Origin of the sequence: Providencia sp. PROV040 (assembly GCF_032706145.1) — a bacterium.
Taxonomy (GTDB): domain Bacteria; phylum Pseudomonadota; class Gammaproteobacteria; order Enterobacterales; family Enterobacteriaceae; genus Providencia; species Providencia hangzhouensis.
Genome location: NZ_CP120530.1, coordinates 2,762,522 through 2,774,220, shown reverse-complemented (window position 1 = coordinate 2,774,220; position 11,699 = coordinate 2,762,522). Strand labels below are relative to the sequence as shown.

The window sequence follows — 11,699 nt, the reverse complement described above, 5'->3', positions numbered from 1 at the left end:
TATAATATAAGCAAGTTATCGCAATAAGATAGATAAATAAGGTGCTTTATGGTTATCAAAATACAACACCTACCACTATTATTGTGTTTAGTTTTAATTGGTTGTTCATCGACATCCGTTAAAAGAACGCCGCCGCCATTAAAAACACAATTATCAGACCCAATCATGACGATAGCGCAATTAAAAGACCAGCTAGAGCAGTGGTATGGTACGCCTTATCATTATGGTGGAATGAATCAAAATGGTGTGGATTGTTCCGGTTTTGTCTATCGCACATTTAACGACCGTTTTGCCATTCAGTTACCTCGAACAACAGTAGATCAAACTCAATTAGGCACACGGATTGATAAATCTGATTTGATGCCAGGGGATTTGGTGTTCTTTAAAACAGGTTCAGGGGAGAATGGATTGCATGTGGGGATTTACGATACCGATAATACATTCATTCACGCATCAACGAGTAAAGGAGTAATTCGTTCATCAATGGATAACGTTTATTGGCGAAAAGTGTTTTGGCAAGCAAGACGTATCTAAATTCACTATTTTATTCAGTGATTATGCTATCTTAAGGGCAAGTTTTGTTTTAAGGATAGCTTAATGTCAACAGTACGTTTACTCATCTCAGAATCCTACGACCCTTGGTTTAACCTTGCGGTTGAAGAAACTATTTTCCGACAAATGCCAACCGACCAACGTGTTATGTTTCTTTGGAGAAATGCGGATACCGTGGTCATAGGGCGCGCTCAGAATCCGTGGAAAGAATGTAATACACGGCGGATGGAAGAAGATAATGTTCGTTTAGCTCGGCGTAGTAGTGGCGGTGGTGCTGTCTTTCATGATCTAGGTAACACTTGTTTCACATTTATGGCGGGAAAGCCAGAATATGATAAAACAGTTTCTACACAAATCATTGTTGATGGATTAGCACAGGTCGGTATTAACGCACAAATTTCAGGTCGCAATGATTTGGTTTTAGATACAGAAAGTGGTCCGCGAAAAATATCCGGTTCTGCATACCGAGAAACGAAAGATAGAGGTTTTCACCATGGAACCTTGCTGATTAATGCAGATTTAAGTCGTTTAGCTAATTACCTGAATCCAGATCCTAAAAAATTACAGGCAAAAGGGATTACGTCAGTGCGTTCTCGTGTGGCTAACTTGTCTGAGCTTGTTCCTAATATTTCTCATGAAACTGTTTGTGAGGGAATAATTAAAAGTTTTTTTAATTACTTCGGTGAAACGGTCGAAGCGGAGTATATTTCCCCTGAAAAATTACCTGATTTGCCAAATTTTCCAGAGACTTTTGCTAAGCAAAGTAGTTGGGAATGGAATTTTGGGCAAGCACCAGCGTTTACTCACTATTCAGATACACGTTTTTCTTGGGGAGGAATTGAGTTTCATTTTGATATCGAAAAAGGCGTGATAAATCGCTGTCAGTTTTTTACAGATAGCTTAGATCCATCTCCTTTGGAGTGGTTAAGTGAGCAATTGACGGGTAAAACATATCAGACAGAAACAATACGCTCTTTAGGTAAACAAATGGCCGTAAAATGGCCTCAATTGCAGGAGCAGTTAGCTGATTTGGAAAACTGGCTAGTCCATGAATTAAGTTAAAAAAAGAGCCGACATAGTCGGCTCAGACATAGACTTCAAAATTGCAAATAACTAATAGGAAGGGATGTTCTAAAATAATCAGTTATGACAGCTACAAGTCATAAAGTTTTTGCATTCAGGTAATTCACCTGATTGGCGAAATTTTGCAGGCGTTGTATCAAAGTGCTTTTTAAAGATGCGGGTAAATGTCGCCTGTGAACTAAAGCCATATTGCAATGCGATATCAAGAATAGGTAAGTTGCCTTCACGTAATGATTTAGCTGCTTCTAATAAACGACGTTTACGGACGTATTCACCAAGCGTGCAGCCTTTCATTTCTTTGAAAACACGCTGTAAATGCCATTTTGAATAGCCGCTTTTATCGGCAATTGTGTCGATTTTGATGCCTTCATTGCGCTGCAACTGACTTTCAAGCCATTTAACAATATCGTTGACTACACTTTCTGACATATTTACCTCCTACTCAAGTAGGCTATTGTTCATTAATAACTAATAATAACTCACGAAATTAGGGTCTATTCTTCCTGTTTTTCCGATATATCGATAGGCTAAACGTGCGGTTTTTTAATGATAATAACTATCAGTACAATAGATGTTGAAAAAATTAACATTTTAAACATTCAATATTGTATGTTTAAAATTCTTTTAATTCAAGTATCTATGTTGCTATGTCATTTTTTTAGGTAAGAAAAAGAGAAAATTTTCATTATATTCAAAAAAATTGTTCAAGCCATTCGAAATTATTAACCAAGTAAATAATTGAAATATTATTGCTTCATTTATAATCGTATTTCTATAACAATAAACAGGAAATTCCGAGGTAATTGTTATGATTGAAAGTGCTTGTAACTAAAGTTTTCGTAGTATGAATAACTAATATATGCGGTAAGTTAAATACTTTATGCGAGAGATGGATGATTATTCTATTTCTATATCAAAAAGTGGCGTGAATTAATGAGGTAAAGGGTCTATGGCAATTTTCATGTCTAATTCAAACCACAATTTCTGATTGAAAAGTATTTAGAAAATTACCATGACAGATTATCTACTTTCTTATTATTCTTTTATTATATGCGAGATATCGAAAGAATTTGCTTGCTCCATTCTATTTGTTCGGGAGTGCCTTCAATACGCTGGCCATACATTTGAATAATTTGGTTACCTTGGGTATCAAAGACCTCAAGACTTGTCACAAAGCCATCTTTAGTTGGCTTACGTGTGACCCAGCACTCAGAAATGCCATTTTCAATGATATGAAGTTTAAAGTTTGTACTTGAAACATTTAACCAATCAGTTTGAGAACTTTCAACAGAGAGTGATGATAGTTCATTTATTTTTCCTGTAAATATTTGCACACACCCACGGTTTCCTACAAAGAGCATAACTTCATTTTTTGCATGGTATGCAAGAGAGAGTAATTCAGATAAAGCCGTAGTAGGGACTTGCCATGCTAATTCTTGGCTAACGACACGAAAAACTTGCTGACGACTTAAATTGTGTTTCTTTAATATACCAAAAAACTGATGAACATTGGTCATCTCACGCCATTGTTGCTCTAATTGAGAGGCGAGTTCTTCGCTAATTTTCTGTTCTGAAAATGGCGAAATTGTTTTAGGTTCGATAGGCGGATTCTCTAATGTGCTGTAGCGCTCTATCATGGCTTGCCAAGCAGCTATATCAGAGTTGTCGGTGGAAAAGATCTTGTGTAACGAATCACCATATTTATCGAAAAATTGAATACTGTGGCGAGTTCCCTCTGGCATTTTTTCAGTGAGTGCAAAAACTGAGCTCCACTGCGCAAAGAACATGCGTAAGTCTAATGCTTTAGGGTTTAGAAATAGCCCACCGTGGTTACTAAATTTTGGGTTATTGTATGCACCCGTTTGAATACTAACAGCGTACTGATTACGAGTGATCCCTATAGCTTTGCCTATTGTGGTTAAATCTTGCAAGATATCAATAGGTTTACTGACCAATCGTTGAACATTATCTTTACCGACACGACAATGAATTAGTTGGGCCTCCGATACGCCAAGTAAGGCCGCTATTTCTTGGAAGTGCTTATCAGAGTGCGTTTTCTTAGCTTGCAGGTAATCATTATAGAGGTTTGAATTCACAAATTTTTCCTTAATAAAATTAAAAGACATAGTGAAAAGTTATCAACTGATTTATTTTTTATACTGCTGATAAATTTAATAAAATCAGTTGATAACATGGTTTTTTACTACTTAACTACCAGTTGTAATTCATGTTGAGATAAAAGTTCCGACCTTCTTGGGGTACACCAGTGGAAGATAGATATGGCTTATCAAATGCATTTTTCATTGTGAGAGTCGAACTTAACCCTTTTATGAATTGATCTGCTTGGTAATTCACATAGAAATCATGAATGCTATAGCCCGCATATTGAATGACTTCTTTATGATAGCGGTCTAAGCCTTTATCAGACCTGTGATGCCACTTTTTATATTTATCGTTACCTTGAAGTTGCGTTCTTGCAGAGAATTCCCCTATCCAACCTAGAGTAAAGCCAGTACTAGCAACCGGTACATTGAATCGAGCCGTTAGTGTCTCAGGGCGTATAGACGAAAGAGAATAATGTGAGCCGTCTTCTCTACCTGTGGTTTTATTGTGATTGATATTTAACTCAAACCACCGTGTTCTGTAGCTTATAAAGCTATCGATGCCATAAATGGATGCGCTGGGTATATTGATATAATAAAGTTCATCTGGGAACCATTGGCCATATCTTGGCGTATAAAGACCTTCAAGGGCAATATGGTTTTTAGCTTTGGTCTTAAAGTAGGTTGAACCGAATTGAAGGTCGCTATTATCAATAAATATCCCATCAAAACTGATTTTTATACCTGTTTCGAGGGTTCTATTCGTTTCTGGACGTAAATCAGGCGATGGGCGAAAGTTCGAGGGAGTGCCAAAAAAGGGTATAGTGAAATGGTTTGAATTGTTATAAAGCTCGGACATACGTGGAGTACGGTATGCTTCAGCGTATGATGAGTAAAGATTGAGCCAATGGGTTGGAGTAATACTAACAGCCATACGGGATGACAAGTTGATATGTTTATTTTCAGGGAAATTATTCCTCGATGCACGGTATTGTGTAAAGCGCGTTCCAATTGATAAAGTTAACGGTAATTGATGCAATGTCATGTCATTGACTAACCAGCCAGACAGGTTATCAAGTTCTGCTGGTGGATAACTTATTGCATACTGATTTGACGTTTGCTTTTGCTGATAATATTCGAAACCACTTTGAATATGATGATTTACCCAGTTATACATAGGTAAAGTGAAGCTATTAGTAAATTTAGTCCCATAGGTATATTGATTTCGCGTTTCAGAGCCATACTCTTTTGGTTTGCTCTTGACCTTAACTGTATCAGTTTGATCTAAATATAAATCTGTATAATAAATATCCCACTGGGCTTGCCAATTTACCTCATTTTTGGGTGTAAAAAATTGGCTAATGGCAACATCTCGCTGATGGCTTTGTCTTTCATGCAGTGTATTTGGATATCTATTTTTTTCTGAAGGTTTAGCGGGTTGTTTTACCCCTAAACTGTTGTTGCGGTATTCTTTTAATTGTAACGTCAAGTTATATGAAGGGTGGGCAAGCCAGCTGCTTTTGAGCATCCAGTTGCTTAGCTGTTCAGTATTATCAATCTCTTCAAACTCGGGTGAGCCGAGTAGGTGCTTTTTACGTTGACTATAGGTAAACAGAGTATCTGTTGATTCAGTTCTGCCTAATAGCGTTGCACCTGCATAGTAACCGTGATCATTACGGTTAATACCGCTAAAGACCTGACCACCGATTTTTTGCCCTGGTTTTAATATGTCAGCTGCATTTATTGTTTTGAATGATACGACTCCGGCTAACGCGCCGCCGCCATGATGTACAGATGATGCGCCTTTATGGACGTAGACTTTTTTTACTAAGGTGGGGTCAATAAATGTAGCTTCATATAAGCCGGAATAAAAGTCTTGGGTGATATTATCAACGGTGACTTTAACACCTCGTGAATCATAACCCCGCATTTGAATGCCCTGGCCATAAGTGCTATTGGAACCAGAAACAAATACTCCAGCTTGGCCTTTTAGTAAATCTAAGGCGGATGTCGCAGATTGATATTCAGGCGCTTTTGCATCAATTACATCGACTTGTTCTGCTACAGCGATATTTTCTAAACTAAGAGGTGAGGTCGAAACGTGAATAATGTCGCGGGTATTCGCTTTTGTAGTCGATAAGTTTTCACCTAAAGCGGTGTTGCTAAACCCGGTCATTACAACGGTGGCAGCAATAGCTGAGAGTGATATTTTATGATCTTGATGGATTGATGCAGGCATCGATTTAAACAGCATAGGAAATCCTTTCCTTTGGTTTCAGAATTTGCTGGCTGCCTGGATAAATAATCTGGGTGGCATGCAATAAATATTTATGTAACTCATTTATTTATTAGAACTATTTAGCCCTGTAATGTCGTAGCGAATAATGGGCTAGGCTACAGAAGTTCTAACGGATAAATTAGTTTGTAGTGAGAATTATTATCGTTGGTGCGAGGTGGGTCAAGGATTTTTTGGATTAAAATTCTGTATTTATTTTATTAATTAGATTATTATATTGTTTAATTATGCATTAAATGATAATTATTTTTTTTGTAAATATAAAAGCCCTTTAGTTTCTATGTTCACTAAAGGGCTCATAATAAAAAAATTGGAATGATTTGGCTTATTTAAAGCGTGACTCAACAGCTTGAGCAAGAATTTCAATAAGTTGTTCGGTATCTTCCCAGCCAAGACATGGGTCGGTAATAGATTGGCCATAAACTAACGGTTGGTCAGAAACCACTTTTTGTGTGCCTTCAACTAAGAAGCTTTCTGCCATCACTCCACTGATAGCGGTCGAGCCATCTTTTATTTGCTCCGCAATATCTCGTGCAACTTCGAGTTGGCGACGATGAATTTTTTGGCAATTACCATGGCTGAAATCGACCACTAAATGCTCTGGTAATTCAAATTTACGTAGTTTATCGCAAGCTGCGGCTAAGTCACCAGCTGTGTAATTAGGCTGTTTACCGCCACGCATAATGATATGGCCATGCGGGTTACCACTGGTTTGGTAAATGGTCATTTGGCCATTCTTATCCGGCGATAAAAACATATGCTGCGCCTTTGCAGCTCTTATCGCATCAATAGCAATATTAATATTGCCGTCGGTGCCATTTTTGAAACCTACCGGACAGGACAATGCGGATGCCATTTCACGGTGAATTTGGCTTTCTGTTGTGCGAGCGCCAATTGCTCCCCAACTAATGAGATCGGCAATATATTGGCCCGTGACCATATCAAGGAATTCGGTTGCCGTGGCTAACCCTAACTGGTTAACTTCAATCAATAATTTACGAGCTAACCGGATACCAGTGTTGACTTGGCAAGAATTATCGAGGTTAGGGTCAGAAATTAACCCTTTCCAACCAACGACAGTACGTGGTTTTTCAAAGTAAGTTCGCATGACGATTTCTAAACGGTCTTGATGACGCTCTCTTAACACATTTAGTTTTTTAGCGTATTCAATAGCGGCATCAATGTCATGAATGGAACAAGGGCCGACAATGACCAGTAAACGTGGGTCTTGGCCGGATAATATCTGTTCTATGCGTTTTCGTGACGCTGTCACGTTTTCAGCGACTTTTTGGGAAATAGGAAACTCATCAGCAAGAGTTTGTGGGGTAATTAAGCTGTCCACTCTCGCAGTACGTAATTCATCAGTTTTGTGCATTTTCTTTCTCAAAGAACTTTAATAGGCATATGCCCTATAAGTGATTAAGATCACAATAAACGAATATGGCTTAATTTCAACCTCCAACTTAGCAGGAATGAATATTTTTTTTATTTGTATTCATTAAAAGATTCGTCTTTGTAAGCCCATGGTATCAATCACTTTTGCTGAAATTTCTTCAACAGAATAGTTAGTTGTATTTAAGTAGTTGATTTTATTTTGTCTAAATAAAGCTTCCACTTCAGCTATCTCAATACGACATTGCCTTATGGATGCATAACGGCTATTTTCACGGCGCTCTTCGCGGATAGCTGCTAGCCGTTCAGGGCTAATAGTTAAACCAAACAATTTATGTGTATATGGGCGTAATGCTGCAGGTAATTGTAAATTATCCATATCATCAGCCGTAAATGGGTAATTTGCCGCTTGGATACCAAATTGCATCGCTAAGTAGAGGCTTGTTGGCGTTTTGCCACAACGTGAAACACCAATTAGTATCACTTGAGCTTGGTCTAAATTTCGTAAAGAAATCCCATCGTCGTGAGCCAGTGTGTATTCAATAGCAGCTATACGTGCATCATATTGATTCATATTTTGCATAGATAGGCCATGGGTTCGGTTGAGTTTTGGCTCAGGTTCTAGGCCGACTTCCTTCTGAATTGGGGCGACTAGACTTTGGACGATATCTTGGCAAAAACCTGCACTCTGGGTAATGATTTGCTTAACTTCAGGGGAGATAATCGAATAGAACACTAAAGGACGCAACTGGGTTTCTTCGAAGATAATATCTATTTTTTGCTTAATTTCATGTGCACGAGCTTCGCTTGTTACAAACGGCAGAGTATAAGAAATAAATGACAGAGGAAATTGAGAAAGTACGGCGTGCCCCAAAGTTTCAGCGGTTATCGCTGTTCCATCAGAAATAAAAAAAACAGTACGTTGAACTTGGCTTACCATATTATTCATTGCTCCTAATTCGCTCATCATTATTCGTCTCTATTGTATTTATCACTGGATATTGGGAAATATTATCTTTGTTTAAAGTTTAAAAATTAGTTTATAGGGGAAACTATAGCCATTTTTTGAACGATTTTTAGAACAAAAAAGTTTTCTTCAGTGATGGAACGATTCACCAGTCCATCTTCTCTTAGCGTCTGTGCTAGTCTATTTCACGAGGCGAAATTTCGCCAACGAGATTTTTTACGATTTGTACTCTGTCACTAAATTGCTATAAAAGGATCGCTTTCAATGTCCACAAATGGCCTCACTCCGTGTAATGTACTTTGGTATAACCAATTAGGGATGAATGATGTTGACCGTGTCGGGGGCAAAAATGCTTCTCTCGGTGAAATGATCACTAACTTATCTGATCTGGGAGTATCCGTACCTAACGGTTTCGCGACAACCGCACAGGCGTTTAATGATTTTCTGGAGCAGAGCGGTGTAAATCAACGTATTTATAACCTGCTAGATGAAACGGATATTGATGATGTGAACCAACTGGCTGTAGCAGGTGCTCAGATCCGTCAATGGGTGATTGATACACCATTGACGAAGGAGTTGGAACAAGATATTCGTGATGCTTTCGCACAACTGTCAGAAGGTGAAGCGGAAGCTTCATTTGCTGTCCGCTCATCGGCAACTGCTGAGGACATGCCTGACGCTTCGTTTGCAGGGCAACAGGAAACATTCCTTAACGTTCAAGGAATTGACGCTGTATTAGTTGCGATTAAACACGTTTTTGCTTCATTGTTTAATGACCGTGCGATTTCATATCGTGTTCACCAAGGTTATGACCACCGCGGTGTAGCACTGTCCGCGGGCGTTCAACGCATGGTACGTTCAGATTTAGCCTCATCGGGTGTTATGTTTACGATTGATACTGAATCGGGCTTCGACCAAGTCGTATTTATTACCTCTGCGTATGGTTTAGGTGAGATGGTGGTGCAAGGCGCCGTGAATCCAGACGAGTTTTATGTCCATAAACCAACGTTAGCCAATAACCGTCCTGCAATTGTGCGCCGTACCCTGGGCTCTAAAAAATTACAAATGGTGTACGCCAACAGTAAAGAGCACGGTAAACAAGTACAAATTGAAGATGTGCCAGAAGCACTACGCAATCGTTTCTCTTTAACTGATCTCGAAGTGGAAGAGCTTGCACGCCAAGCTATACAGATTGAAAAGCACTACGGTCGCCCAATGGATATTGAGTGGGCAAAAGATGGTCATAATGGGCGTTTGTATATTGTCCAAGCAAGGCCAGAAACCGTTCGCTCTAATCAACAAGTGATGGAGCGTTATCAATTAAAACAACAAGGACAAGTTTTAGTTGAAGGACGTGCAATCGGTCATCGTATTGGCTCTGGGGCTGTTAAAGTCATACATAACTTGAGTGAAATGGATAGAATTCAAGTGGGTGATGTACTCGTTACCGATATGACAGACCCTGATTGGGAGCCTATCATGAAAAAAGCCGCTGCGATTGTTACGAATCGTGGTGGACGTACATGCCATGCTGCGATTATCGCTCGTGAATTAGGCATTCCTGCGGTTGTGGGGTGTGGTGATGCGACTGACCGTTTGCAAGAAGGCCAAGAAGTGACAGTTTCTTGTTCAGAAGGTGATACGGGTTTTGTGTACGAAGGTAAACTGGCGTTTGAAATTCACAGTTCTGAAGTGAGTGATATGCCAAATCTAGATGTCAAAATCATGATGAATGTCGGTAACCCTGACCGTGCATTTGATTTTGCTTGCTTACCTAATGAAGGCGTGGGTCTAGCTAGACTTGAGTTTATCATCAATCGTATGATTGGTGTTCACCCAAGGGCATTACTGGAATTTGATCAGCAATCTCCTGAGTTACAAGCAGAAATTCGCCAAATGATGGCGGGCTATGATGACCCGATTGAATTTTATGTCGGTAAATTAACTGAAGGGATTTCTACTCTAGCCGCTGCTTTCTGGCCAAAACGCGTTATTGTCCGTTTATCTGACTTCAAGTCTAATGAATATGCCAACTTAGTCGGTGGGGATATTTATGAACCTGAAGAAGAAAATCCAATGTTAGGTTTCCGTGGTGCAGGGCGCTATGTATCTGACAGCTTCCGTGCCTGTTTTGCATTGGAATGCGAAGCGGTTAAACGTGTTCGCAACACTATGGGGTTAACGAATGTTGAAGTTATGATCCCATTTGTGCGGACAGTTGCACAAGCTGAGTCTGTAGTTGCTGAGCTGGCTAAACATGATTTGAAACGTGGTGAAAACGGTCTAAAAGTCATTATGATGTGCGAAATTCCATCAAATGCTTTACTGGCAGATCAATTCCTCGAACATTTCGACGGTTTCTCTATCGGTTCGAATGATATGACTCAGTTAACATTAGGTCTTGATAGGGATTCTGGTGTTGTTTCTGAGTTATTTGATGAACGAAACGATGCGGTAAAAGCCATGTTATCTATGGCTATACAGGCTGCAAAACGACAAAACAAATATGTAGGTATTTGTGGTCAAGGGCCATCCGACCATCAAGATTTTGCTCAATGGCTGGTAGATGAAGGTATTGATAGTTTATCTTTGAATCCAGATACCGTGGTACAAACATGGCTGACGATAGCTGAGAATCAATAGTTATCTCGTTTTTTAATCATCAAGGCTGAATGTGAATAACATTCAGCCTTCGCATTTATTTGATTAAAATTACCTATTACAGAAATTGATTAATACTATTATTAATAGGTTGATAGCAAACAGTTCTAAATAAATATTCATATAATACTTTTTAGGTATAAATAAAAAAAGAATATAATTACTCTTATTTTGTGTATTTAGTTTGGGCAGAAAATATACCTTAAATAGAAATAACGAAATTTATTTAATTATATAACGCTAAAGGAGTATGAAAACTGCTAGTTATGTCAAAAATTGATATTAATCAATAATTATAAAGTGATGTTCTGATTACGATATGAATAATATTCATATTAAATGAAGATAAAAAAAAAGCCTATCATGGGCTGACAGGCAAAGACTACACACAGCAATTCAGTTAAATAAAGCGACGCCTAAAAAGGGAGGGGCATAGCTTTTTATATCCATATGATTCAATAATAGAATATTAAACTATTCATATTATACAATCATTAAGAACACTCTCAATATTAATATTACTCATTGTTACTTAAAGAGAATTAATTCAATAGATTTATGTTAACATAAATTAGACTAAATACTAACGTTAGAATGTTAAATATTGTTTCTAAATATTAATGGAGCAATACTTATTAAGTTAGCA

The 11,699-nt window shown here is 38.4% G+C and carries 8 protein-coding genes; 3 read left to right on the top strand and 5 right to left on the bottom strand.

What is annotated here, in order from left to right:
• The first annotated feature begins 48 nt into the window (after positions 1 to 48).
• Entirely contained in the window at positions 49 to 534 is a 486-nt protein-coding gene (locus P3L40_RS12710; protein WP_036958662.1) for a C40 family peptidase, read from the top strand.
• Positions 535 to 597: 63 nt separating this feature from the next.
• On the top strand, positions 598 to 1,614 hold the full coding sequence (locus P3L40_RS12705; RefSeq protein ID WP_136134755.1) for a lipoate--protein ligase A: 1,017 nt from the start codon (positions 598 to 600) through the stop codon (positions 1,612 to 1,614).
• Between the two features lie 78 nt (positions 1,615 to 1,692).
• Here P3L40_RS12705 and P3L40_RS12700 read toward each other — a convergent pair whose 3' ends face one another.
• The 5 genes from P3L40_RS12700 to P3L40_RS12680 all read right to left on the bottom strand — a co-directional run bounded on the left by P3L40_RS12700 (position 1,693) and on the right by P3L40_RS12680 (position 8,395).
• The gene (locus tag P3L40_RS12700) at positions 1,693 to 2,064 is read right to left on the bottom strand and encodes a helix-turn-helix domain-containing protein (protein ID WP_004910390.1); all 372 of its coding nucleotides are present in this window, start codon (positions 2,062 to 2,064) and stop codon (positions 1,693 to 1,695) included.
• A 617-nt stretch (positions 2,065 to 2,681) separates the two neighbouring features.
• On the bottom strand, positions 2,682 to 3,731 hold the full coding sequence (locus tag P3L40_RS12695; protein ID WP_210852565.1) for a hemin-degrading factor: 1,050 nt from the start codon (positions 3,729 to 3,731) through the stop codon (positions 2,682 to 2,684).
• Between the two features lie 115 nt (positions 3,732 to 3,846).
• Positions 3,847 to 5,991 (bottom strand): TonB-dependent receptor domain-containing protein, encoded by a 2,145-nt coding sequence (locus P3L40_RS12690; protein ID WP_210852567.1) that lies wholly within the window; start codon positions 5,989 to 5,991, stop codon positions 3,847 to 3,849.
• Between the two features lie 367 nt (positions 5,992 to 6,358).
• Complete coding sequence (locus P3L40_RS12685) at positions 6,359 to 7,408, bottom strand: 3-deoxy-7-phosphoheptulonate synthase (protein ID WP_004263759.1); 1,050 nt, start codon at positions 7,406 to 7,408, stop codon at positions 6,359 to 6,361.
• A 123-nt stretch (positions 7,409 to 7,531) separates the two neighbouring features.
• Positions 7,532 to 8,395: a pyruvate, water dikinase regulatory protein gene (locus tag P3L40_RS12680; RefSeq protein WP_004263762.1), complete on the bottom strand. Its 864-nt coding sequence runs from the start codon at positions 8,393 to 8,395 to the stop codon at positions 7,532 to 7,534.
• 261 nt (positions 8,396 to 8,656) lie between these two features.
• Here P3L40_RS12680 and ppsA point away from each other — a divergent pair, with 261 nt between their 5' ends.
• Positions 8,657 to 11,035 carry a phosphoenolpyruvate synthase gene (gene ppsA, locus P3L40_RS12675; protein ID WP_004263765.1) on the top strand — a complete coding sequence of 793 codons (2,379 nt, stop codon included), beginning with the start codon at positions 8,657 to 8,659 and terminating at the stop codon, positions 11,033 to 11,035.
• Positions 11,036 to 11,699 lie beyond the last annotated feature (664 nt).